26 protein-coding genes are annotated in these 24,273 nt (G+C 60.2%); 17 read left to right on the forward strand and 9 right to left on the reverse strand.

Features of this window, described 5'->3' with window-relative positions; all coding sequences use genetic code 11:
• Positions 1-29: 29 nt before the first annotated feature.
• Together Q0677_RS14135 and Q0677_RS14140 are read right to left on the reverse strand one after the other, a co-directional pair.
• On the reverse strand, positions 30-1,268 hold the full coding sequence (locus Q0677_RS14135; protein ID WP_298911116.1) for an Hsp70 family protein: 1,239 nt from the start codon (positions 1,266-1,268) through the stop codon (positions 30-32).
• A 58-nt stretch (positions 1,269-1,326) separates the two neighbouring features.
• The gene (locus Q0677_RS14140; RefSeq protein WP_298911117.1) at positions 1,327-2,562 is read right to left on the reverse strand and encodes an MFS transporter; all 1,236 of its coding nucleotides are present in this window, start codon (positions 2,560-2,562) and stop codon (positions 1,327-1,329) included.
• A 189-nt stretch (positions 2,563-2,751) separates the two neighbouring features.
• On the opposite strand from Q0677_RS14140, the gene Q0677_RS14145 reads away from it, so the two are divergent.
• From Q0677_RS14145 to Q0677_RS14170, 6 genes are all read left to right on the forward strand, one after another.
• Positions 2,752-3,837, forward strand: coding sequence for an ABC transporter ATP-binding protein (locus Q0677_RS14145; RefSeq protein WP_298911119.1), 1,086 nt, complete (start codon positions 2,752-2,754; stop codon positions 3,835-3,837).
• A gap of 216 nt (positions 3,838-4,053) precedes the next feature.
• Positions 4,054-4,269, forward strand: coding sequence for a twin-arginine translocase TatA/TatE family subunit (locus Q0677_RS14150; RefSeq protein ID WP_133487357.1), 216 nt, complete (start codon positions 4,054-4,056; stop codon positions 4,267-4,269).
• A 24-nt stretch (positions 4,270-4,293) separates the two neighbouring features.
• Positions 4,294-4,878 (forward strand): Sec-independent protein translocase protein TatB, encoded by a 585-nt coding sequence (gene tatB / locus Q0677_RS14155; RefSeq protein ID WP_298911121.1) that lies wholly within the window; start codon positions 4,294-4,296, stop codon positions 4,876-4,878.
• On the forward strand, positions 4,875-5,825 hold the full coding sequence (gene tatC, locus Q0677_RS14160; protein WP_298911123.1) for a twin-arginine translocase subunit TatC: 951 nt from the start codon (positions 4,875-4,877) through the stop codon (positions 5,823-5,825). The genes tatB and tatC overlap by 4 nt, the downstream gene beginning before the upstream one ends.
• A 138-nt stretch (positions 5,826-5,963) precedes the next feature.
• On the forward strand, positions 5,964-6,809 hold the full coding sequence (locus Q0677_RS14165; protein WP_298911125.1) for an ATP-binding protein: 846 nt from the start codon (positions 5,964-5,966) through the stop codon (positions 6,807-6,809).
• A gap of 71 nt (positions 6,810-6,880) precedes the next feature.
• Positions 6,881-8,026 carry a DUF2235 domain-containing protein gene (locus Q0677_RS14170; protein WP_298911126.1) on the forward strand — a complete coding sequence of 382 codons (1,146 nt, stop codon included), beginning with the start codon at positions 6,881-6,883 and terminating at the stop codon, positions 8,024-8,026.
• Positions 8,027-8,035: 9 nt separating this feature from the next.
• Here Q0677_RS14170 and serS read toward each other — a convergent pair whose 3' ends face one another.
• A complete protein-coding gene (gene serS, locus Q0677_RS14175) occupies positions 8,036-9,328 on the reverse strand; it encodes a serine--tRNA ligase (RefSeq protein WP_298911128.1) in 1,293 nt (430 codons plus the stop codon).
• A gap of 165 nt (positions 9,329-9,493) precedes the next feature.
• On the opposite strand from serS, the gene yajC reads away from it, so the two are divergent.
• The 10 genes from yajC (at position 9,494) to Q0677_RS14225 (ending at position 17,668) form a co-directional block, all read left to right on the forward strand.
• Positions 9,494-9,823, forward strand: a complete 330-nt coding sequence (yajC, locus tag Q0677_RS14180; protein WP_133487345.1) for a preprotein translocase subunit YajC — start codon at positions 9,494-9,496, stop codon at positions 9,821-9,823.
• 58 nt (positions 9,824-9,881) lie between these two features.
• Complete coding sequence (gene secD / locus Q0677_RS14185; protein WP_298911133.1) at positions 9,882-12,512, forward strand: protein translocase subunit SecD; 2,631 nt, start codon at positions 9,882-9,884, stop codon at positions 12,510-12,512.
• Positions 12,505-13,260 (forward strand): sulfite exporter TauE/SafE family protein, encoded by a 756-nt coding sequence (locus tag Q0677_RS14190; RefSeq protein ID WP_298911134.1) that lies wholly within the window; start codon positions 12,505-12,507, stop codon positions 13,258-13,260. Before secD ends, Q0677_RS14190 begins: the two co-directional genes overlap by 8 nt.
• A gap of 10 nt (positions 13,261-13,270) precedes the next feature.
• Complete coding sequence (locus Q0677_RS14195) at positions 13,271-13,624, forward strand: Mth938-like domain-containing protein (protein WP_133487339.1); 354 nt, start codon at positions 13,271-13,273, stop codon at positions 13,622-13,624.
• 10 nt (positions 13,625-13,634) lie between these two features.
• A complete protein-coding gene (ccmA, locus tag Q0677_RS14200; RefSeq protein WP_298911136.1) occupies positions 13,635-14,276 on the forward strand; it encodes a heme ABC exporter ATP-binding protein CcmA in 642 nt (213 codons plus the stop codon).
• Entirely contained in the window at positions 14,273-14,929 is a 657-nt protein-coding gene (gene ccmB, locus Q0677_RS14205; RefSeq protein ID WP_108855698.1) for a heme exporter protein CcmB, read from the forward strand. Before ccmA ends, ccmB begins: the two co-directional genes overlap by 4 nt.
• Before the next feature lie 69 nt (positions 14,930-14,998).
• Positions 14,999-15,733: a heme ABC transporter permease gene (locus Q0677_RS14210; RefSeq protein ID WP_298911140.1), complete on the forward strand. Its 735-nt coding sequence runs from the start codon at positions 14,999-15,001 to the stop codon at positions 15,731-15,733.
• Positions 15,726-15,881 carry a heme exporter protein CcmD gene (ccmD, locus tag Q0677_RS14215; protein ID WP_298911141.1) on the forward strand — a complete coding sequence of 52 codons (156 nt, stop codon included), beginning with the start codon at positions 15,726-15,728 and terminating at the stop codon, positions 15,879-15,881. Before Q0677_RS14210 ends, ccmD begins: the two co-directional genes overlap by 8 nt.
• Positions 15,874-16,425: a DsbE family thiol:disulfide interchange protein gene (locus Q0677_RS14220; RefSeq protein WP_298911143.1), complete on the forward strand. Its 552-nt coding sequence runs from the start codon at positions 15,874-15,876 to the stop codon at positions 16,423-16,425. The genes ccmD and Q0677_RS14220 overlap by 8 nt, the downstream gene beginning before the upstream one ends.
• A 511-nt stretch (positions 16,426-16,936) precedes the next feature.
• Positions 16,937-17,668 (forward strand): thioredoxin family protein, encoded by a 732-nt coding sequence (locus Q0677_RS14225; protein ID WP_298911145.1) that lies wholly within the window; start codon positions 16,937-16,939, stop codon positions 17,666-17,668.
• A 3-nt stretch (positions 17,669-17,671) separates the two neighbouring features.
• Here Q0677_RS14225 and Q0677_RS14230 read toward each other — a convergent pair whose 3' ends face one another.
• The 4 genes from Q0677_RS14230 to purB form a co-directional block, all read right to left on the reverse strand.
• Positions 17,672-18,565 (reverse strand): lysophospholipid acyltransferase family protein, encoded by an 894-nt coding sequence (locus Q0677_RS14230; protein ID WP_298911147.1) that lies wholly within the window; start codon positions 18,563-18,565, stop codon positions 17,672-17,674.
• Between the two features lie 92 nt (positions 18,566-18,657).
• Positions 18,658-19,716, reverse strand: coding sequence for a FliG C-terminal domain-containing protein (locus tag Q0677_RS14235; RefSeq protein WP_298911149.1), 1,059 nt, complete (start codon positions 19,714-19,716; stop codon positions 18,658-18,660).
• 130 nt (positions 19,717-19,846) lie between these two features.
• The gene (locus Q0677_RS14240; RefSeq protein WP_133487321.1) at positions 19,847-20,008 is read right to left on the reverse strand and encodes a chitin-binding domain-containing protein; all 162 of its coding nucleotides are present in this window, start codon (positions 20,006-20,008) and stop codon (positions 19,847-19,849) included.
• Positions 20,009-20,076: 68 nt separating this feature from the next.
• Positions 20,077-21,384, reverse strand: coding sequence for an adenylosuccinate lyase (gene purB / locus Q0677_RS14245; RefSeq protein WP_133487319.1), 1,308 nt, complete (start codon positions 21,382-21,384; stop codon positions 20,077-20,079).
• A 128-nt stretch (positions 21,385-21,512) separates the two neighbouring features.
• Here purB and Q0677_RS14250 point away from each other — a divergent pair, with 128 nt between their 5' ends.
• Positions 21,513-21,920, forward strand: coding sequence for a DUF6314 family protein (locus tag Q0677_RS14250; RefSeq protein ID WP_298911154.1), 408 nt, complete (start codon positions 21,513-21,515; stop codon positions 21,918-21,920).
• 18 nt (positions 21,921-21,938) lie between these two features.
• Here the strand turns inward: Q0677_RS14250 and Q0677_RS14255 are convergent, their stop codons facing one another.
• Together Q0677_RS14255 and Q0677_RS14260 are read right to left on the reverse strand one after the other, a co-directional pair.
• The gene (locus Q0677_RS14255) at positions 21,939-23,432 is read right to left on the reverse strand and encodes a replicative DNA helicase (RefSeq protein WP_298911156.1); all 1,494 of its coding nucleotides are present in this window, start codon (positions 23,430-23,432) and stop codon (positions 21,939-21,941) included.
• Positions 23,433-23,582: 150 nt separating this feature from the next.
• A complete protein-coding gene (locus Q0677_RS14260; protein ID WP_298911158.1) occupies positions 23,583-24,263 on the reverse strand; it encodes an orotate phosphoribosyltransferase in 681 nt (226 codons plus the stop codon).
• Positions 24,264-24,273: the final 10 nt, after the last annotated feature.

The following is a 24,273-nucleotide window of genomic DNA, read 5'->3' on the forward strand; positions in this document are numbered from 1 at the left end:
CTGAAATCCCCGAAAGGGCCAGTGCCGACTTACCCTGTGGCCAAGGCAAGCCCGTCAACCACGGCGGTGAAGGCTTCGGACTGTTCCAGCCGGACAGCGGGGCAGGTGGCGGTGACCTCGTCCGCGACCAGGCGCATCAGGCTGGAGCCGCCGACCAGAATGGCGGTGTTGATCGCGGTCGGCGCCACGCCCGCACGCATGCAGGTTTCATACATCGCCATGCGCAGATCGTCCCGAAATCCTTGAAGTGCTGCGTTCATGCTGCCGGCCGTGATCGGGGCGCTTAGTCCGCGCTCGATTAATCCCATCGCAATCCGCGCCTGTGCCTGATCCGCATTGGCGGCGATTTTGCCGTCTTCCACGGCGAAGGCAAGTTCGTGGCCTAACCGGTGGGTGATCACCTCTTGCAGACGAGCCAGCTTTTCCGGCTCGACCGCATGGGCCAGCAGGTCTTCCACTTTGCGCTCAGTCTCGCGCGCGTACAAGAATGGGATCTTCGCCCATGTGGCCAGCTCGTTGAATATGGCGTTCGGCATGGGCAGCAACTCGTCCCCGAAGGTCCGCCGCAATTGTCCGCCATAGCCCAAAAGGGGCATCACGTGGGCGACCGAAATCTTCTGGTCGAAATCCGTGCCGCCCAGCCGGATCCCATGGCTGGCCAGAACCTCGATTTTGTCGCCCTCTGTGCGATAGACGCTGAAATCCGAGGTGCCGCCGCCAATGTCGACGATCAGCCCGATCCCTTGCGTGTCCCCCAGATCTCGACAGGCCAGTGCTGCCGCCTCGGGTTCATACAGGAAATCGACCGCCTCAAATCCTGCTGCGTGATAGCAGGCCCGCAGATCGTCTTCGGCCTGTTGGTCCCGCGCTGCATTGTCGGAATGAAACTGCACCGGACGACCCGAGAGCACCCGCCTAAACTCCTGCCCCGACTGTGCCTCGGCGCGGGCTTTGAACGCTACCAGAAAGGACGTGACCACATCTGCCAAGGTTTGACGTTTGCCGCCGACCAAACGGCTTTCGTGCAGCAACTCATGCCCAAGGATGCTTTTCAGCGCTCGCATATAGCGCCCGTCGTCGCCATCAATCAGCGCTGTACTGGCCGCGCGCCCGATGCGCATCTCGCTGCCATCCGTGGGAAAGAACACCGCAGTGGGCAGCGTATCGGCGTCTCCTTCAATCGGAATGCGCCGGACCGCGCCTGCCTTTAAAACAGCGGCTGCCGAATTCGAAGTGCCGAAATCCACGGCAAGCACAGAAGAGGTCATATCGGCGTTCCGTTCCTTAAAAGAAAGGGCGCGTGACTACTCAGCGCAGTGCAGACTGTCAACCATTGTCGCCGGATTTGTCCCGTAGCTTGCCAAACAGTCGCCCCATCGAGAAGGACGTGCGCGGCGTGTAGGTATAGGGTGTGCGATCTTCGCTGGTCGGGCGGCGCCGCATCCGTGCCACGCTGAAGGCGACAAGGACCAGATGTCCAAAGGCGACCATCGCGAACAGGGCGGGCGGGCCGAAGCTTTCGATCAGGTTGGACGCCAACAGGGGCGAGGCGATGGCCCCTACGGCGTAATAGAACATCAGAGCGGCGGAGAGCTCGACCCGTTCTTCGCTGCTGGCGAAGTCGTTTGCGTGTGCCGCCGCGACCGAGAAGATCGGGAAGGTGGTAAAGCCGAACAGGCCGGCGGCTAGAAACACGCCCGCGACACCGGATCCGGCGGCCATCACCGTGATCGCGCAGCTGGCAATGGCGGCAACGGACAGCCAGATCAGCACCCAGCGGCGGTCATACCGGTCGGCCAGCCATCCTGTCGGGAACTGCGCAAAGGCACCCCCCAGAACGAAGGCGGCCAGGAACCATGCCAGCTGGTGCGTCTGAAGCCCAACCTCGTTGCCGTAGATTGGGCCAACCATCCGAAACGCGGCGGTTGTGATCCCTGAGGTCACCACCGCGGCCACCGCCAGCGGAGATCGACCCCACGCCAACGCTGGGCGCAGACGTGGCGCGCTTGGGGTGTGAGGCTCGCGGGTAGGGGTCAAGACCAAGGGCAGGATGGCCGCGCAGCAGGCAATGGCAAGGATGTTGTAGCTGATGTAATGAGCGGGTTCTAATACAGCGATCAGCAATTGGGCGCTGAGCGATCCGCCCAGATCCACGATGCGATAACCTCCGGTCAGGCGCCCGCGCGTCTCGTTCGTGACGCGTGCGTTGATCCAGCTTTCAATCACCGTATAGCTGCCGGCGATGCACAGACCCGTCGCCATCCGCATCACCGCCCACGCATAGGGATCGATCCAAATCATATGCGCCAACAGCCCAATGGCCCCCAGCGCGGCAAATCCCGCAAATGTGCGGGCGTGTCCGACGGCCCCCATCAGCCGCGGCGCCCACCAGCACCCCACGAAGAACCCGATGAAATGCGCGGATCCTAATAGCCCCACCTGAGATTTCGTGAAGCCCAGCGTTAGCCCGGACACCGCATCCAAGGGTGCCGCCCCGCCCGAGCTAAGCTGAAGCAGCACGACGGACAGCAAAAGAGGGGTGAAGCTTAGAAACAATCGCATGGGGTACCTCGCGTCCCTTCAGCTTGGCAGCTTTGGCGCGCGTCTCCGTCCTGTCCGCGACCTCTTGCCCCTTTGGCTGTCGTTTTTCGCTGTTTCGCTTGCGGGGCGTCGGGGGGGCTGCTAAGCGAGGGAAACCTGATGGAAACAATAGGATTTGCGTCAGAAGGTGGGAAGGCACTGTAGATGGACATGACACTCCAAAGCACGGCGCGGTTGGAAGTGCGCGGGTTGAAGCGCAATTTTGGCGGGCTGGATGTTGTGCGCGAGGTCTCGCTGTCGCTTGAGGCTGGCCAGGTGACCGGGCTTCTGGGACCGTCCGGCTGCGGTAAGTCCACCACGCTGCGGATCATCGCGGGTGTCGATCGCCAGACCGAAGGCGAGGTTTGGATCGACGGCGAAATGGTTGCAGGTCCCGGCGTGTTTGTCCCGCCCGAGAAACGCCATATCGGCCTGATGTTTCAGGATTTTGCCCTGTTTCCGCACCTGTCTGTCGGCGACAACGTGGCTTTCGGTCTCACCGGCACCCGGACGGAAAAACGCCAGCGTGTCCATGTCCTTCTTGAGAAGGTCGGACTGCGCAATTTCGTCGACAAGTTCCCGCACGAGCTGTCGGGTGGCGAACAGCAACGGGTCGCTTTGGCGCGCGCGCTGGCGCCCAAACCCTCGATCATGCTGATGGACGAGCCGTTCTCGGGCCTCGATAATCGTTTGCGCGATGGGATCCGCGATGAGGCGCTCAGCATCCTGAAAGAGGAAGGCGCAGCCGTGCTTCTGGTGACGCACGAACCTGAAGAAGCGATGCGCATGGCCGACGAGATCGCCCTGATGCGCGCGGGCCAGATCGTGCAGCGCGGTGCGCCCTATAACCTTTATAATGCGCCGGTCGATCTGCAGGCCGCCGCCTTCTTTTCCGACGTCAATGTGATCTCGGGCACGGTGGATGGCGCGCTGACGCAAACCGCATTCGGCCAGTTTCTGGCGCCGGGCGTGCCGGACGGATCCAAAGTGGACATCGTCATCCGCCCGCAGCACCTGAAGATCGACTTCGATCGTGGCGGCGTCGGCCCCAGCCCGACACCTGATCACGGCGTTTGGGCCCGCGGGTTGGTCAAACGGGCGCGTTTTATCGGCAAGGAAAGCCTTGTGGAATTCCAGATGGAGCGGGATGGCAGCATCCTGACGGCCTCGGTCCCGTCTGTGTTCCTACCCAAACCGGAAACGCCCCTTTGGATCGCCATCCGCCGCGACCGCTGCTTTGTGTTTCCGCGCCGCTGATGTGACAGAATCGCCGCGCACCCGATGATCAAATTCGGCCCCTTGGTGGTGACTTATCTGACAGCTTGCTGACATCACGCGTCAGATATCGCGAAAACCCTGCCGTTTTCGCAGTTTTTTCCCTTTGGGGCTTTGAACTTCCCGCGCGACACAATAAATGTTCAGGGCGACATATATGCGAAAGCTGCAATAAGCTTTCGGACTAGGGAGAAAAATATGCTCAACAATATCGGCCTTCCGGGCCTTCTGCTGATTGCCGTCGTGGTGCTGGTTCTGTTCGGCCGCGGCAAAATCTCGTCGCTGATGGGCGAAGTGGGCAAAGGCATCACCGCCTTCAAGAAAGGTGTTGATGACGGCAAGAAGGAAATCGAAGACGAAGCCGCTTCTGTTGCCAAGGACGTGACGCCCGAGGGCGAAAAAGACAAGGCGTAAGCCGCCTAAGGAAAGGCGCTGCCTATGTTCGATATCGGGTTTACCGAGCTTCTGGTCATCGGCGTGGTGGCCTTGATCGTGGTGGGTCCAAAGGACCTGCCCGGCATGTTCCGCACGCTTGGTCGCTTCACGGCGCGTGCGCGTCAGATGGGACGCGAATTCACGCAGGCGATGAACGACGCGGCGGATGAAAGCGGCATCAAGGATGTCTCCTCGACACTGAAGTCGGCCACATCGCCCAAGTCGATGGGGCTGGATGCGTTGAACAAAGCCGCTGAAGGGTTCGAGAAATGGGACCCCTCCAAGGCCTTGCGCGACCAGAAAGAGGCAGACGCTGCCCTGAAAGCCAAAGAGGCCGAAGAGCGCGCGAAGCTGGCGGAAGACACCACCAAGGTTGCAGAGAAAATCAGCACTGCCAGCGCGAAGCCTGCCGCCAAGGCAAAGGACGATGCGGCAGAGAAACCCGCAGCCAAGTCCAAACCCGCCAAGAAACCCGCTGCGAAAAAGCCCGCCACCAAGAAGGCGCCCGCCAAGACACCAGCCGCCAAGAAACCGGCTGCGAAGAAACCGGCGGCCAAGCCCAAATCCACGGACACATCTGACGCATGAGCGACACTGACGAGATCGAAGACAGCTCGGCCCCGCTGATCGAGCATCTGGCCGAGCTGCGCACGCGGCTGATCCATTCCGCGATCGCTTTCATCATTGGCATGGTGATCTGCTTTACGGTCTGGAACCCGATTTTCAACTTTCTGACGGACCCGCTGTGTTCGACTATGGCCGAACGTGGTCAGGCCGATTGCGGACTGATCCTGATTAAACTGCAAGAAGGTTTCTTCGTCGCGGTCTCGATCTCGCTCTTCGGTGGGCTGGTGTTGTCCTTCCCCTATATCAGCTATCAGTTGTGGCGCTTTGTGGCGCCGGGCCTGTACAAAAACGAAAAAAGCGCGTTTCTGCCGTTCCTGTTCGCCTCGCCAATCATGTTCCTGTTGGGCGCAAGCTTTGCGTTCTATGTGGTCATGCCGCTGGCGTTCGACTTCTTCCTTGGCTTCCAGCAATCCGGCAATGTCGGCGAAACCGGGGTCGAGGCATCCATCGACTTCCAGGGCTCGGTGCAGGAATATCTGCGCCTGTCGATCAAGTTCATCGTGGCCTTTGGCCTCTGCTTTCAGCTGCCCGTGCTGCTGACCCTGATGGGGAAGGCTGGTCTGGTGTCTTCGCAAGGTCTGGCCGATGTGCGCAAATACGCCGTCGTGGGCATTCTGGTTCTGGCCGCTCTGGTCACGCCGCCCGATGTCATCACGCAGGTTATTCTGTTCGTTGTGGTCTATGGCCTTTACGAGATTTCGATCCAGCTGGTGAAGCGGGTTGAAACCAAACGCGAGGCTGACTTGCGCGCGCAAGGCTTGTGGTTCGACGACGAGGACGAGGAAGCCGAAGACGAGCTGATGGCCGAGTTCGACGAGGACGAGGATGACGACGGTGACGACGACCCCGATGGTGGTCCGGATGACGATCCCGAGGATGATCCGGGCATGGTCGAAACCGGTCGCTGATCCCGCATATGTCACAAGACACCAAAGCGCGCCCATCGGGCGCGCTTTTTTCATCTGCGGGGTGGCTTAGACCTTTAAAAGCCGCCCCATCCGCGCTTTAAAGGTTCAGGATTTTCGACCAGAAGAAGGACCATCCCCATGGCGGATCAGGACATGATGAAACGCATTGCCGAGGCTTTGGAGCGCATGTCACCCGCACCGTTCGAAGCACCGGATTTTGACAGTGCTGACGCCTTCGTCTGGCATGTCTCGCCCGATCGGTTGGAGCCTGTCCAGAAGGTCTCGCGCGTGGCGTTGGAACTGCTGGTCGGCGTAAACCGCTCGCGCGATACGCTTTTGGAGAACACCCTGCAATTTGCCGACGGGCTGCCCGCAAACAACGCACTGCTTTGGGGCGCACGGGGCATGGGGAAATCGTCCTTGGTTAAGGCCGTTCACGCCGAGGTTCTGAGCCGCGGAAAGCCTTTGAAGATCGTGGAATTACAGCGCGAAGACCTACCATCTGTGGCGCGTCTTTTGAATCTTCTGCGCGGCTCGCAGCATCGCTTTTTGCTCTTCTGTGATGACCTCTCGTTCAGTCACGACGACCAGCACTATAAGTCGCTGAAAGCCGTGCTGGATGGCGGGATCGAAGGCCGCCCAGACAACGTGGTCTTCTACGCCACCTCAAACCGCCGCCACCTGATGCCGCGCGATATGATCGAGAACGAACGCCAGTCGGCGATCAACCCGTCTGAGGCGGTGGAAGAAAAAGTCTCGCTGTCGGATCGTTTCGGCCTATGGCTGGGCTTCCATCCCTGTGATCAGGACGAATATCTGGCGATGATCCGCGGCTATTGTGCCGCCTATGGGGTCGAGATCGACGACGACACCCTGTGGGCCGAGGCCATTGAATGGCAAGCCACACGCGGCGCGCGTTCGGGCCGTGTGGCGTGGCAATACTTTACGGATCTGGCGGGGCGAAAGGGCGTCACGCTGGACTAAGCCGGCCCCGTCAAAAGGCTTCTCAACCCATCGTGGCATGTTAAGCTTCGGTATCCAAAACCGAGGCTAACATGAAACGTATCGCCATTTTCTGTGACGGAACCTGGAATCGCTCCGACGCGCAAAATCCAACCCATGTGTTGCGCATTGCCCAAGCGATCCGCCCGACGGCGCGCGATGGCGTCACGCAGGTCGTGCATTATCTGCCCGGCGTGGGCAGCGGTCAGGGCGTGACGAAACTGTCCAGATTCATGGACAAGGTGCTTGGCGGTGCGCTGGGCTGGGGTTTGGATGACCGCATTCTGGAAGCCTACCGCGCGCTTCTGTTCACTTACGAGCCCGGCGACCAGATCTACATTTTCGGGTTTTCCCGCGGGGCCTACACCGCGCGCTCGCTTGCCGGCATGATCCGCACGGCGGGCATTCTGCCATCCAATCGGACCGATATGATTCCCGAAGCCATGCGCAGGTACCGCGCACGTGAAGGGCGTAAATCGCACCCCGACAGCGAAAGCTCCATGGCCGCGCGCCTGTCCATGTCGCCCGATGTTGCCACCAGCCCCAAGGACGCAGAGTGGCGCAGGGCGCAGGGGATCGACTGTCACCTGCTGGACATCACCTATGTCGGCGTCTGGGACACGGTGGGCGCGCTGGGGGTGCCCGCCTTCCTCGGGCCGCTCGCCCGGTTCCTGAATGCGCGCTACGCCTTTCACGATGCGGACCTGTCGCGATCCGTCGGTGCAGCACGACATGCGGTGGCGATTGACGAACGCCGCAAACACTTTCCACCCGCACTCTGGACCAATCTGGACAAGCTGAACGGAGAGATCACGGGCAGCACCTCGCGCTATCAGCAGCTATGGTTTGCGGGCAATCACGGGATTGTCGGGGGATCGGGCGCAGCCCCGGAACTGTCCGCATTTCCAACGGCGTGGATCGTCGCAGGCGCGCAGGAACGCGCGCTAGATTTCAACCCGTCGCGACTACAAGAGCTTCTGACCGTCGCTGATGTGAACGCCGATGATCGCGGGGCAGCGCTGCAACCTGCGTGGCGCAATCTGTGGGGGCTTTTGCTGTGTGATCGTACCCTGCTGCGGGATCCCGAAAGCCAAGACATCCCGGCCCGTCAGATATCAGGAGCCGCAAAAGAAAGGGCGCGCCAGACCTCTTATCGTCCGCGCACCCTTGATCCCGTCATTGAGGATCTTCTGAAGTAGGTCAGTTGGTTAAACCAACTTGCCTTCAGCCGTGATCCGGGTTTTGCCGCCCAGATAGGGGTGTAGTGCCTCGGGCAGAGTGACCGATCCGTCCTCTTCCTGACCGTTTTCCAGAACTGCGATCAGCGCACGGCCAACCGCAAGACCCGAGCCGTTCAGCGTGTGCAGGAACACCGGCTTGCCGCCCTCGGTGGGTTTCATTCGTGCGTTCATGCGACGCGCTTGGAAGTCACCACAGGTCGAGACCGAGCTGATCTCGCGATAGGTGTTCTGACCGGGCAGCCAGACCTCGATGTCGTGCGTGCGGATTGCGCCGAAGCCGATGTCGCCGGTGCACAGAACCACAGTGCGATAGGGCAGGCCAAGACGCTCCAGAATATCCTCGGCACAGCGGGTCATGCGCTTGTGTTCGGCCTCGCTCTCGTCGGGTTTGGTGATCGACACCATCTCGACCTTTTCAAACTGGTGCTGACGCAGCATACCTGCCGTGTCGCGCCCAGCCGAGCCCGCTTCCGAGCGGAAACATTGGGTGTGGGCGACATAGCGGCGGGGCAGATAGCCTTCTTCGATCGTGGCACCGTTGACGATATTGGTCAGCGGCACTTCGGCAGTCGGCACCAGCCACCAGCCGTTGGTGGTCTGATAGCTGTCCTCGCCGAACTTCGGCAACTGGCCCGTTCCGCGCATCATGTCTTCCTTGACCAACACAGGCGTCCAGGTCTCGGTCAACTCGTTCTCATTGACGTGTACGTCCAGCATGAACTGGGCCAGAGCGCGGTGCAGGCGGGCGACGGCGCCCGACAGAACCATGAAGCGCGAGCCGGACAGCTTCGCGGCGGTTTCGAAATCCAGACCGTCCTGAACGGCGGGCAGTTCATAGTGCTCAACCGGCTTGAACGAGAATTCGCGCGGTGTGCCCCAGCGGTTGATCTCGACATTGTCGTCTTCGTCTTCGCCGTCCGGCACGTCGTCGGCCACGATGTTGGGCAGACCCATCAGCATGTCGGTCAGTTGCGCGTCGAGCTCTTTCGCTTGCTCGTTCAGGCTGGCGATCTCGGCCTTCTTCTCACCGACCAGTGCGCGCAGGCGTTCGAATTCAGCCTCGTCGCCAGACGCTTTCGCGGCCCCAACCGACTTGGCGGCCTTGTTGGCCTCGGCCTGTGCGGTTTCGGCGGCCAGAATGGCGGCGCGACGATTTTCATCCAGCGACAAAACCTCGCCCGACAGTGCCGAAAGGCCCCGACGGGCCATAGCCTTGTCGAACGCTTCGGGGTTGTCGCGGATCAGGCGGATATCATGCATGGATCTGTCCTTTGATTTTACCTGACGCGCATATGCCAGATGGGCGCGCCGGGGGGAAGAGAAAACCACCCCCCTGCTTGCTGGACAACCCTCAGACCCCCATATAGGGTGCGCCGGACATTTGGGCGGACACAGGGACCAGCCCACGAAGAAAGGGACATAACGATGTTTGTAACTCCTGCTTTTGCACAAGCCGCGGGCGCGCCTGCGGGCGGACTTCTGAACGGGATGCTGGTCCCGATGGTGCTGGTTTTCGCCATCATGTATTTCTTCATGATCCGCCCCCAGCAGAAGAAAATGAAAGAGCATCAGGCGATGCTGGGTGCGCTGCGCAAGGGCGACCAGATCGTCACGCAGGGCGGTGTGATCGGTAAGATCACCAAGGTCAAAGATGACACCGAGGTTGAAGTCGAAATCGCATCGGGCGTGAAGGTCCGTATCGTGCGTGCGACCATCACGACCGTCATGGGCAAGACCGAGCCGGTCGAAAGCTGAACTGCGCGGGTTACCGACCCAACCAACTGAAGAGTAAGAATTTATAGGGCAGGGGCACATGCTTCAAATCGCAACTTGGAAACGTCTTGTGATCTGGGGGCTGGTGCTCCTTGGCCTGTATTTCGCGTCGCCGAACGGGTTCTATGACCGCGTCGAGACGCATAATGATGCGGTGGCCACGATCGAAGCCACCGGCACCACGGCTGAGCTTGAGGCAGATCGGTCCGCATGGCCCGATTGGGCGCCGAATGCGCTGGTCAATCTGGGGCTCGACCTGCGTGGCGGTGCGCATTTGCTGGCCGAGGTTCAGGTCGCGGATGTCTATGAGGCGCGGATGGATGGCTATTGGCCGGAGATCCGCAACGCGCTGCGGGACGAGCGCGCCACCATCGGCACCATTCGCCGTCAGGACAGCGACCCGTCTGAACTGCGTGTGAAAATTTCGAAGCCCGAGGCTCTGCCACAAGCGATTGAAATCGTACGTGGTTTGGCGCAGCCGGTGGTTAGCCTGTCGGGTGTCGGTTCGACCGATATCGAGGTGAACGCGGGCCGCGAAGGCGAGTTCGTCGTCACCCTGTCCGAGGCCGAACGCGTTGCCACGGATGACCGCACCATCCAGCAATCGCTTGAAATCATTCGCCGCCGCGTGGACGAGGTTGGCACCCGCGAACCCACCATTCAGCGTCAGGGCGATACACGCATTCTGATTCAGGTGCCGGGCATCGGTTCGGCGTCCGAGCTGAAAGAGATTATCGGTAAAACCGCGAAGCTGACCTTCCACCCGGTTGTCACGCGCACCACCGACGACACCACCACGCCCGGTCCGCGCAATGTTCTGTACCCGTCGATTGACGAAGAGGGCATCTTCTATGTGCTGGAACAGACCCCGGTTGTCACCGGCGAGCAGTTGAACGACGCACAGCCCGCTTTCGACCAGAACGGCCAGCCCGCAGTGAACTTCCGCTTCAATGTTTCGGGCGCGCGTCTGTTCTGTGACTATACCGGCGCCAATGTGGGTGCGCCCTTTGCGATTGTGCTGGATGAAGAGGTCATCTCGGCCCCGCGGATCAACGAACAGATCTGCGGCGGCTCTGGCATCATCACCGGCAACTTCTCGATCGAAGAATCGACCAATCTGGCTGTGCTGCTGCGTGCCGGTGCTCTGCCGGCCGAGTTGACCTATGTTGAAGAACGCACCATTGGTCCGGAACTGGGGCAGGACAGTATTGATGCGGGCAAGATCGCGTCGCTTGTCGCTTTCGCCGCCGTGCTGATTTTCATGGTGGCCTCGTATGGTTGGTTTGGCGTGATCGCCAATGTCGCGCTGATCCTGAACGTGGGCATGATCTTCGGCCTTCTGTCGATGATCGGCGCCACGCTGACCCTGCCGGGCATCGCGGGCATCGTGCTGACCATCGGTATGGCGGTGGACGCCAACGTGCTGGTCTTTGAACGCATTCGCGAAGAGCTGAAAGCCGGTCGCGGCCCCGCCCGGGCCATCGAGCTTGGCTATGAAAAAGCCCTTTCCGCCATTCTGGACGCCAACATCACCACCTTCATCACCGCTGTGATCCTGTTCATTATGGGCTCGGGTCCGGTGCGCGGCTTCTCGGTCACGCTGGGGCTGGGGATCATCACCTCGGTCTTTACCGCGATCTTCCTGACGCGCCTGATGGTCGTCATGTGGTTCGAACGTAAACGCCCCCGCACCTTCGAGATCAAAGGCATCCGCCTTGCCCCGCAGGGTCGCGTGTTTGATTTCTTCAAACGCTCGATTGCGACATTGGGCGCTTCGGGGTTGGCCATGGTCGCCTCAGTCGTGCTGTTCCTTGTGATCGGCCTGAACTTCGGCATCGACTTCCGTGGCGGCACGACGATCCGCACCGAAAGCACGCAGGCCGTGGATGTAGGCGCATACCGTGACGCGCTGACGCCGCTGGCGCTTGGCGATATCTCGATTGTTCAGGTGAACGACGTGAACTTCCGCGCCGACCAGCATGTCAGCCAGATCCGCATCGAAGCCCAAGAGGGACAAGAGGCGATCACACCGGAAACCATGACCCTGATCGAACAAGCGCTGGCCAATGTCGATCCCGCCATCACCTTCCCCAGCGTGGAAAGCGTGGGGCCGAAAGTCTCGGGCGAGCTGGTGACCACGGCTGTTCTGGCTGTTGTCGCCGCGATTGCCGCCGTTCTGGTCTATATCTGGCTACGTTTCGAATGGCAGTTCTCGCTTGGGGCGGTGGCCGCGCTTGTGCACGACGTGGTGCTGACCATCGGGATTTTCAGCCTGCTGGGCATCAAGTTCGACCTCGCCATCATCGCAGCGCTTCTGACCATCGTGGGCTATTCGCTGAACGACACCGTGGTCGTCTTCGACCGCGTGCGCGAGAACCTGCGCCGCTACAAGAAGATGGACCTGAAAGAGGTTCTGAACCTGTCGATCAACGAAACGCTGGCGCGTACCATGATGACCTCGGTTACCACGCTGCTGGCGCTGATCGCGCTGTATGTGCTGGGTGGAGACGTTATCCGCGGCTTCGTCTTCGCGATGATCTGGGGCGTGATCGTGGGGACGTATTCGTCGATCTTCGTGGCTTCGGCCATCCTGCTGCGCCTTGGCGTGAAGCGGGATTGGTCCAAGCCCGATGCCACCGCGGGCAACCAGTTTGCCAACGTAGATGCATGATCTGCTGACCCAAGCTCTGGCCTTGCCGGGGCTTGGTTGGCTTCTTGCCATTGCCTTTACAGCCGGGCTTGTGCGCGGCTTTGCAGGCTTTGGTACAGCCTTGATTTTCTTGCCAGTTGCGGCCCAGATCGTTGATCCGGTCTGGGCCATTGCCATTTTGATCGTGATGGATCTGGCCGGGCCTGCGCCCGCGATCCCGCGCGCACTAAAAGACGGCCACCCGCGCGATCTGGTGCGCCTGACACTGAGCATGGCGCTGACCTTACCGCTGGGCTTGGCGGCTTTGTTCATCGTAGACCCCATCGTGTTCAAGCTGGCCGTGTCCTTGGTCAGCCTTGCGATGCTCGCCGCGCTGGTTAGCGGGTGGCGTTATCAAGGGCAAATGACCGCGAAAATGGTCTGGGCCACCGGCGGTGCGTCGGGCCTGTTGGGCGGCGCTGCGGGCATCCCCGGACCGCCGGTTATCCTGCTCTACATGGCGTCCCCCCATAACCCCCGCGTAATTCGCGCCAACATCACGGCGTTTCTGTTCCTCTATGATGTGCTGATGTTGGGCGTGTTCATGAGCTTGGGGAAACTGCTGGGCATGCCGCTGGCCTTGGGGCTAATCGCGATGCTGCCCAATCTGGCGGGCAATCTGCTGGGCGGGTGGATTTTCAATCCCGCACACGAAAAGCTATATCGTCGCGTCGCCTATGCAATCATTGCAGGATCGGCCCTGTCGGGGCTATACGCTGCCCTAGGTTAAGGAGATCCCGATGCAGTTTCACGAAGTCCGATATGACAGCGCGCAACCGGTCGACAGCTATGGCCCCGGCTTTTTCCGTGTCGCGGGCGAGGTGATCGAAGGCCCGGTGCTGGTCACGGCGGAAACCGCTACCGGCTGGGGCGGGCTTGAGGACATCGCGACCCTGACCGCCCTGAAAGGCCAGATCGACGTTCTGTTTCTGGGCATGGGAGCCGAGATCGCACATCCCCCCGCACCCTTGCGCGACGCGCTCGAGGACGCCGGGATCGGGATCGAGATGATGGCATCCGCGCAGGCCTGCCGCACCTATAACGTCCTGATCGCCGAGGGCCGCCGCATTGCGCTGGCCGCCCTTCCGGTCTAAGGCTGTCTGCATGGAACTTCGGGTCGAAAATCTGACCGTGGCACGCGGAGGCGTGCCGGTGCTGGAGGGGTTGGACTTCACCCTCTCCCCCGGTCAGGTGTTGATCCTGCGTGGCCCGAACGGATCGGGAAAAACCACGCTGTTGCGGACCCTTGCAGGATTGCAGCCGCCGTTGACGGGCAGTGTCTCGGCCGATCCGGAGCAGATTACCTATGGCGCCCATGCGGATGGGTTGAAAGCCACGCTGAGCGTCGAAGAGAACCTGCGCTTTTGGGCCTCGGTCCACGGGATTTCGGATATCGCGCCTGCGGTGGATGGGTTCAATCTGCGTGGGTTGCTCGAGCGTCCCTCGGCCAACCTGTCAGCAGGTCAGAAACGGCGGTTGGGGCTGGCGCGGTTGTTGGTCACCGGTCGGCCCATTTGGCTTCTGGATGAGCCGACGGTTTCACTGGACGCGGCCTCGGTCGCGCTGTTCGCGGACGCTGTACGCGCGCATGTGGCGGGCGGCGGCTCGGCCCTGATCGCCACCCATATCGACCTCGGCCTGCAGGCCGAGACCCTTGACGTTGGCCCCTTCAAAGCAGATGTGAACCGCCCGCGGGGCGATACACACCGCGACGCCTACGCAGATTTCGACGAGGCCTTTTCATGATCGCTTTGCTGGTGCGGGATCTTAGGCTTGCCATGCGGGCAGGGGGCGGCTTCGGGCTGGGCTTGGCGTTCTTCCTGATCGTCTCGACCCTTGTGCCCTTCGGTGTCGGCCCCGAAGCCGCGATCCTGTCGCGCATCGCCCCGGGCATCCTATGGGTGGGTGCGCTCTTGGCCTGCCTTCTGTCGCTTGACCGCATTTTCCAGCTGGATTTCGAAGACGGCTCGCTGGATCTGCTGGCTACTGCCCCTATCCCGATGGAAGGGATCGTCGCGGTCAAAGCGCTGGCGCACTGGCTGGTCACTGGTCTTCCGCTGACACTCGCCGCTCCCGTGCTGGGAACGCTGATGAACCTTGAAAGCCCCGGCCACTATTGGATCTTCATCACGCTGTTGATCGGCACACCGGCGCTGTCGATGATCGGAGCCTTCGGGGCCGCGTTGACCGTGGGGCTGAAACGCGGCGGGTTGCTTCTGTCACTTCTGGTCCTGCCACTTTACATCCCCACGCTGATCTTCGGGGCCGAGGCCGCAACGCGGGGAACTGCGGGCCTGTCGGCCTCGACCCCATTGTTGATGATGGCGGGGATCACCGCCGGATCCATCGCCCTGCTACCATTTGCCGCCGCGGCTGCCTTGCGTGTGAACCTGAGATAGGCCAAATAACCTAGGGCAGCACCATATGCTGCCTGCGCCACCGACTGAAGGAAGCCACAGAGGAAACACATGTCACTTTGGGAATTCGCAAACCCGGTCAAGTTCATGGCCCTCAGCGGCAAGGTTTTGCCTTGGGTAATTGGACTGTGCGCCGTGACCCTGATCCCGGGAATGATCTGGGGCTTTTTCTTCACGCCCGAGGCCGCCAACTTCGGCAACTCGGTCAAGATCATCTACATCCATGTGCCAAGCGCGATGATGGCGATCAACATCTGGGTGATGATGCTTGTCACCTCGTTGATCTGGATCGTGCGCCGTCACCATGTCTCGGTCCGCGCGTCCAAGGCGGCGGCGCTGATCGGGGTCACCATGACGGTGATCGCCCTGATTACCGGAGCGATCTGGGGCCAGCCCATGTGGGGCACCTATTGGGCATGGGACCCACGCCTGACCAGCTTCTTGATCCTGTTTTTGTTCTATCTTGGCTACATGGCGCTTTGGGCCGCCATCGATAATCCGGATACCGCCGCTGACCTGACATCCGTCCTGTGCATCGTAGGATCGGTTTTCGCCGTGCTCAGTCGCTATGCGGTAAACTTCTGGAATCAAGGCCTGCATCAAGGCGCGTCCCTGTCGCTGGACAAGGAAGAGCACGTGTCGAACGTCTACTACCAGCCCCTGTTACTATGTATCGCCGGATTCATCCTGCTGTTCGTTGCCCTTGTTTTGATCCGCACCCGGACCGAGCTTCGCTTGGTGCGTCTGCATCGTTTGGACGTTCGTGAAAGGATGAAAGATGCTTGAGCTGGGAAAATATGCGGACGCGATCCTGTCGTCCTGGATCATTACTCTCGTACTTTTGATCGCTCTGGTCCTTGTCACTTGGCGCCGGTCGGCCCAAGTGAAACGTGAATTGGATGCGGCCGAAGAAAGGGCAAAGCGGAATGACTGAGACAAAAAAAGGTATCTCGTGGCTGATGATCCTGCCGCCGGTCCTGTTTATGGGGCTTGCTGCGATGTTCCTGTGGGGCATGACACAAGATGACCGTGATGCTCTGCCGTCGACCCGCGAAGGCGGCATCGTTCCGGCCATGCAAGTCACTGCTTTTGACGGCGAACCCGGCTTTACTCAAGAAGACCTGAAAACCGGTGGTGTGAAGCTGGTGAACTTCTGGGCCAGCTGGTGCGCACCGTGCCGAGCCGAGCATCCGATTTTGGAAAAGCTGGCCGAGGAAGGCGTGCAGATCAACGGGATCAACTACAAGGACGATCCTGCCAATGCCAAACGTTTTCTGGCCCAACTGGGCAATCCCTACGCCGCTTTGATGGCGGATGCCGATGGGCGCACAGGTCTGGAATGGGGCCTTTACGGTGTTCCGGAGACTTTCGTGATTGCCAGCGACGGCACTGTGGTAAAACGCTTTGCTGGCCCGATTACCGAAGGCATTCTGGAAAGCATCATTCGCCCTGCCATCGCCGAAGCGGAAGCACGTTAACTTGCTGAGTTCAGCATTAGGATGATGATGACAAAACCGAAAGATTCCAGAAGCGGAATCGGGATATGTCGAAATAGATTATTCAATTACTTTGACCTCACTGGTTACGGCGTCGAAGGTCGAAACACGTCCGTCGACGGATAGAGACAGGGTAAACTGCCTGTTCTCTGTGTTCTAGAATGCAAGCCAGAAACGGTTTGTTTTTCTAACATCAGTTTAGATTACCCTAACGCATTCAACAGTGACGCACAGAACAGGGTGCGATCTGCCGCCATAGGGTGGGCGAACTGTGTGCCAGCCCTCGAAAATCAGCGGAATGCAGTACTACGGGGCCGAATCGGGTGGCTTCGGCGCCAATACGCTAGGCGTCTCAGCTGCCCGCGCAGTCGCGTTCACCGGCGGAAATTCCCCTTCTCCGAGAAACTGTAACAAACACCTCGCAAATCCTTGATTGGAAGGTCAGCGACGGGATCGTTATCTAGGGTTCAGAACACAACAGAAAGAGACACCGATGCGGGCACTTCTGACCGGGTTGATCAGTATTATCCTAAGCACTTTTGCCGGGCTGGCTATGGCTGGGGATCGTCCCGTCGTGGTGGTCGAGCTGTTCACCTCGCAAGGCTGTTCGTCTTGCCCGCCCGCCGACGAATTTCTGGGCGAGCTGTCGCGTCAGGATGACGTTTTGCCCTTGGCGATGCATGTGGATTACTGGGACTATATCGGCTGGAAAGACACTTTTGCCCGGCCCGAGCATACCAAGCGGCAAAAGGCTTATGCCTATGGATTTGGCACCAAGTCGATCTACACGCCGCAGATGGTAATCGGTGGTGTCGATCAGGCCGTTGGCAGCCATGTCATGAAGGTGATGGAGATCTTGCATCATCATCAGATGGCTGTGGGGCGTGTCAGCCTATCGACACATGAGGGTGAAAACGGACGCATTGTCCGCGTGGCCAACATCTCGAACCTGCCTTTGCCCGAGGTTCTGATTGCGCAGATCGTGCATTTCACGCCCAAGGCGACTGTGGCGGTCAAGCGCGGTGAAAACGCCGGGCGCTCGATCACCTCGACCAATATCGTGACCAACATTCAGGCCTTTGGAAAATGGGACGGTAAAGGCGAGATCGAGTTCACGCTGCCCAACCCTGTGGCCCCGGAAGGGCAGAGCGCGGCGATCCTGTTGCAGGCTACGCGGATGGGCGACTATCCCGGAGAAATCGTGGCCGCGATTGCGCTGGACTGACGGTTACGTCCCCGATTTGGGGCTTTCCGGCATCTGCCAACGTTTGTGGATCCACAGGAACTGATCCATGTTCTGACGCACACGGGCCTCGAACCGGTCATTGAATTCCTGCATCATGGTTTCAGGATCCGAGTGTTCGATCGGTTCCTCGACCACAACGTCGAAATCCACGCCATTTTCCTTGCGGATTGCGAAGACCGGGATGAACAACGTGTTGTATTTCAGGGCCATCTCGGCAATGGCGAGCGTGGTCATTGCGGGCTTTCCGAAAAAGCTGAGCTTGGCGCCTTGATCTTCGCGTTGGTCCAAGAGGATCGCCAAAAGCCCACCGCTACGCAGGTGTTTGACCATGCTGCCCATGCCGCGTCGGGATTGTTCGAACGCTTTGCCTTCGAAACCTTCCATGCGCTTGATGTAGCTTTCGTTGAAATAGGCGTTGGACATCGGGCGATACAGCGCGCCGGTGTTGAAACCTGCCTGGATCAGGACCGCGCGGGCGGCGTCGTAGTTTCCGAAATGGCCCGAGGTTGCGATGATCGGGCGGCCTTCAGCCTTGGCCTTTTCCAGTGCGGCAACACCCGGCCCGCTGAGCTGGGTGTTCTTCATGCGATTGAACAGTTCGTCGCCGGACCACATCTCGGCTAGGAACCGGCCCGCATTGGTCAGAACCGCACGTTCCATGCGTTTGACCTCGTCTGCTGGCATATCGGGAAAGGTCAGCGCCAGATTGTTGCGAATGCGCTTGTCATAGCCCGCAATGGGACCGATGACGCGCGAGGCAAACCAGCCGACCACGGGCAGGCGCATTTTATAGGGCAGGATGCGGGGCAGGTTCAGCACACCGGCCAGCGCCAAGTGGGTCAGATAGGGGCCGACCCCACGTTTTTCTTGCACCATTTGGTTGCTCCCGGTCTTGTGCCCATCATCCGAATGGGCTGCCGGTCACACATAGCGGGCAGCGCTGCAGCCTGCAAGCTTCAGCCTTGGTGTCAGTCATCTTCGTCAGGCGTGATCAAAGTGATCTCGCCCTCGGTTTCAAGAAGGCGGATCTGGGCGATCACCTCGTTCATGGCGGCATCTCCGTCGGCGGGTTTGACGGCACCACGCTCAGCCATTTCTTCCCGGATGCCCTCGGCCAAGCGTTTCGACATAGCGTCGAGGATGAAATTCGCGACAGGCGCCAGATCGCCTGTGGCTGCGGCGAGAGCCGTGACAAGAACCGTCTGGTCGACATCCTTGGTGACTTTTGGCACGTCGCCCGGTTGCAGACGTTCGGGGATGTTGGCGAAGGTGAAGATGGACTTGCGCACGGCGCTGGCAAATACGGTGTCTTCTTGCTCTAGTCCATCCAAAACCTCTTCCCGCGTGGTCGCGGCCGAGACGTTGAGGATCGAGCCCACGCGTTCGCTGGGATCGTCGTCAAAGGCTTTCGCGGGCCGGTCGCTGAGCTGCTCTGCCAGTGATCGCCCGATCCGCGCGACGACATTGGGCGCGATGGTACTGGTCAACGACACCGCAAACGCGATCTTGCGGGCCGTTTGCCCGGGCAGCTTGCCCAGTAGCTCTGCCGCAACCGAGGTTTTCAGCTTAGACAACAACACCGCCGAGACTTCGGCGCTTTCGGTTTCTAACAAGGGCAACAGCTGCTCGACCGGTGTGTTAGAGACCGTAATCCAAGGATCATGCGCGATCTCGACGCCGGAAAGTTCGCGCACGCGTGCGGCTGTGGCCGGGCTGATCGTGCCATCAAGCACGGACAGCGTGTTTTCCAGACCGCCGGGGAAGGACAGGCCGATCTCTTCGATCTCGTAGACAAACTCGTCAATCACCGCTTTCAGGGTGGCGCGGTCCACATAGCGCATTGTGGACATCTGGTGGACCAGTTCCCCCTGCAAACTGTCTGGAAGATCCTGCAGGGCCAATTCAGCACCTTCCGCCAGCAAGAGCCGCACGATGATCGCCGCCTTTTGACGCCGCGAGAGATGTCGGGGAAGATGGCGCAGAGGTTGCGCCGGATTGATCGTCGGGTCAGGAGCACCACTGGGCATAACCTGCCCTGGACTTTCCCTGGGTATCAGGTCTGCCCCAACCGTCATGTCATTTGGCACAGCGCCACCTCCGCCTTGGTTTCAGGCAGATTGACAGCTGTGGGTTAAAACCACCTTTACGCCGGGCGGATCAGGCCGATTTTTCGTCGACACACGCCTGTAGTTTGTCGTTCCAAACCTGTCCGGCCGCGCAGGTCGATGCTTCGTGCGAACCGCGGTTGCATTGGCCAGCGATGGACAGCGTTGGGACAAGGGCCAACATGGCTGAGAAAAGCAGGGTCTTGAATTGCATAGGGGCCTCCTGTTCAGAAGGCCCCTATCATAACACAGATGGGCGATGCGCCCAAATTCAAGCGCGGATTAGCTGTCGCCGAAGACCCGCTTGAAGATCGTGTCGACATGCTTGGTGTGATAGCCCATGTCGAATTTCTCGTTGATCGCGTCGACGCCCAGAGCCTCGACCACGGCTTCGTCAGCCAGCAGCAGCTCGCGGAAATCCAGACGTTCTTCCCAGACTTTCAATGCGTTGCGCTGAACCATCGAATACGCGTCTTCACGCGATACGCCAGCCTGAGTCAGGGCCAGCAGCACGCGTTGCGACATGACCAGACCGGGGAATTTGTTCATGTTGTCCAGCATGTTCTCGGGGAAGATCAGCATCTTGTCGACAACGCCAGCCAGACGGTGCAGGGCGAAGTCCAGCGTGACGGTGGCGTCCGGGCCAATGCCGCGTTCAACCGACGAGTGCGAAATGTCACGCTCGTGCCACAGGGCCACGTTTTCCATCGCGGGGATGACGGTCATGCGCACCAGACGGGCCAGACCGGTCAGGTTTTCGGTCAGAACCGGGTTCTTTTTGTGCGGCATCGCCGACGAGCCCTTCTGGCCCATCGAGAAGAACTCGGCGCCTTCCAGAACCTCGGTGCGCTGCATGTGGCGGATTTCGACGGCAATGTTTTCGATCGACGAGGCGATCACGCCCAGAGTGGCGAAGAACATGGCGTGGCGGTCGCGCGGGATCACCTGCGTGCTGATCGGCTCGGGGCGCAGGCCCAGCTTCTCGCAGACATGTTCTTCAACCGCCGGGTCGATGTTGGCAAAGGTGCCAACCGCGCCCGAGATCGCGCCGGTGGCGACTTCCCAGCGGGCTTTTTCCAGACGGTTCTTGTTGCGGTCCATCTCGGCGTAGAAACGCGCGAAGGTCAGGCCCATCGTGGTGGGTTCGGCGTGGATGCCGTGCGAGCGACCGACACGAACGGTGTCTTTGTGCTCAAGCGCGCGTTTTTTCAGGGCGGCCAGAACCTTGTCCATGCCGTCCAGCAGCAGGTCGGCGGCGCGCACCAGCTGCACGTTCAGGCAGGTGTCCAACACGTCGGACGAGGTCATGCCCTGGTGCACAAAACGGGCTTCTTCGCTGCCCACGTGTTCGGCCAAGTGGGTCAGGAAGGCGATGACGTCATGTTTGGTGACGGCTTCGATCTCGTCAATGCGGGCCACGTCGAACTCGACGTCTTTGGCTTTCCAAACGGCGTCCGCGTTTTCGCGCGGAATCACGCCCAGATCGGCCATGGCGTCGCAGGCATGGGCCTCGATCTCGTACCAGATTTTGAACTTGGTTTCGGGCGACCAAATGGCGACCATATCGGGGCGGGCATAACGAGGGATCATCGGCGAAGCCTTTTTCGTTTGGTTGGCAGTCGCGCTTCTCATAAACTGCCGCGATGCAGCGAACAAGAGACGCGTGCCGTGAATGGGCGCGTGGGGCCCATGTTTGCGACGAAAAAGGGGGGATCTGGGTGAGATTCACGGATTTTCAGGGCGAATGGCGGATCGAGCGCGAGATTGTCGAGGCAGGCGGCGCCACACATCGCCTGACTGGCACGGCGCAGTTTTCGCCAGACCCTACGGGGATGCTCTATCGTGAAGACGGGGTTCTGGTGACTGATACAGGCGTCAGTTTCGCGGCCAGCCGAGTCTATCACTGGCTCGAGGCGCCCGGCGGGCGCATTCAGGTGCTCTTCGAAGATGGCCGCGATTTTCACACCTTCGACCTGACCGAAGGCCGCCCCGATGACCAGCATTGGTGCGATCCGGATCAGTACCGCGTGTCCTATGATTTCAGCGCATGGCCCAATTGGCAGTCCGTCTGGACCGTGTCTGGGCCGCGCAAGGATTATCGGATGACAACGCGGTATCAGCGCTAGGCGGCGCGACCCAGCGGATCAAAACCCGTCGCTCGGCCCCTGTTGCCACTGTTTGACAAGGTTGCCGAAGCGGGTGAACTGCGCCTCGAAGGACAGCTCGACCGTGCCGATCGGGCCGTGACGCTGCTTGCCGATGATGACCTCGGCCTTGCCATGCAGGTTCGACATTTCGTCTTGCCATGCGGCCATGCGGTCCAGCTCGTGATCGCCGGGCTTTTCACGTTCCTTATAGTATTCCTCGCGGAACACGAACATGACCACGTCGGCATCCTGCTCGATCGAGCCCGATTCCCGCAGGTCCGACAGTTGCGGGCGTTTATCGTCGCGGCTTTCCACCTGACGCGACAGCTGGGACAGCGCAATGACTGGGATGTTCAGCTCTTTCGCAATCGCTTTCATGCCCATCGAGATCTCGGCGATCTCGTTCACGCGGTTATCGGACATGCCGCGGCACAGCTGCAGATAGTCGATAATCAAGACATCCAGCCCGTGGGTCCGTTTCAAGCGACGGGCGCGGGCGGCCAGCTGGCTGATCGGCAGGGCAGGCGTGTCGTCAATGAACAGAGGGCAGCTTTCCAGATCCTTGGCGGCTTGGACAAAACGACGGAACTCGTTTTCATCCATGTCACCCTGACGAATTTTGTGCGACGAAATCTCGGACGCTTCGGCCAGAATACGGCCCGCCAGCTGTTCTGCCGACATTTCGAGCGAGAAGAAGCCAACTACACCGCCAGAAATCGCGCCCTCGGTTCCGTCCGGCTTGATGCCTTTCTTATAGGCCTTCGCCACGTTGAAGGCGATGTTGGTCGCAAGCGAGGTTTTTCCCATCGAGGGACGACCGGCAAGGATCAGAAGGTCGGACGGGTGAAGGCCACCCAACTTGCCGTCCAAATCCACCAGTCCGGTGGAAATCCCGGCCATACCGCCTTCACGTTGATAGGCAGCGTTGGCGACCTGCACGGCCTCGGTCACGGCTTTCAGGAAGCTTTGGAAGCCGCTTTCGGTCTGGCCCGCTTCGCCTAGCTTATAAAGCGCCTGTTCGGCTTCAACGATTTGTTCCTTTGGCTCGGACGAGATGTCGACCTTCTGCGCCTTCGCCGCGATGTCTTGACCCAGCTGGATCAGCTCGCGCCGGATGGCGAGGTCATAGATCATCTGGGCATAGTCGCGCGCGGCAAAGCTGGAAATCGCGGCACCGGCAAGGCGCGCCAGATAGGCCGGGCCGCCCAGTTCTTTCAGGCCCTCATCATCCTCCATGAACGCTTTCAGCGTCACGGGGCTGGCTAAGGCGTTCTTGGAAATCCGGCTGGCGGCAATGTCCCAGATGCGGGCGTGGACGGGTTCGTAGAAATGACCAGCATTGATGATCGAGGCGACACGGTCAAACACGTCATTGTTGGTCAGGATCGCGCCCAGAAGCTGCTGCTCGGCTTCGATGTGGTGGGGCAGGCTGTCCTGTACCTCGCCGTCACCGGAAGCTGCACCTTGCTGGATATTGCTGATCTCGTTCATCGCCACCTGTCCTTAGGCCGCTGTTTTACGTGTTCGGATAGTCCGACGCAAAATGTATGTTTCTGTGAGTAACTTGTGGATAAGTCAGGTCTGCAGAACTCTACCAGATTTGGTGGAGTCCTGCAAAATTCTGTCAGAATGTAGTGTCTGTCAGGCGTTCATCCGCTCGGCCTGCCAGCCGCGCGGGTCTTTCAGGAAGCGCTCGACCTCGTCCAGTGTTTCGGCCGAAAACGCGCCCTGCGCCTTGGCTTCGGCCAGCACATCCCACCAGGTGCAGAGGTGGATTAGCTGAACGCCATGATCGGACAGGGTTTTTTCCGTCTCGGGGAAAATATCGTAATAGAAGATCACGGCGGTGGCGCCACAGGTGGCACCGGTGTCGCGAATCGCGTCTACGAAGGACAGCTTTGATCCGCCATCCGTGGTCAGATCCTCGACCAGCAGCACGCGTTGGCTGTCATCCATCGCGCCCTCGATGCGGGCGTTCTTGCCGTAGCCCTTCGGCTTCTTGCGGACGTAGGTCATCGGCAGGGCCAGACGTTCGGCGACCCATGCGCCGAAGGGGATGCCCGCGGTTTCGCCACCGGCGATGTTGTCGAAGGCCTCAAAGCCCGCTTCGCGCATGATCGTGACGGCCATGAAATCCATTAGGGTCGAGCGGATGCGCGGGAAGCTGATCAGCTTGCGGCAGTCGATATAGCTGGGGCTGGGCAGGCCCGAGGCCAGTGTGAACGGTTCGTCCGTGTTGAAGTTCACAGCGCCGATTTCCAGAAGCATCCGGGCGGTCAGGCGGGCGATTTCTTCTTTCGCGGGGAAAGTGGAGGGGATCATGGGCAGCGGT

Origin of the sequence: uncultured Aliiroseovarius sp., from assembly GCF_947492455.1 — a bacterium.
Classification (GTDB): domain Bacteria; phylum Pseudomonadota; class Alphaproteobacteria; order Rhodobacterales; family Rhodobacteraceae; genus Aliiroseovarius.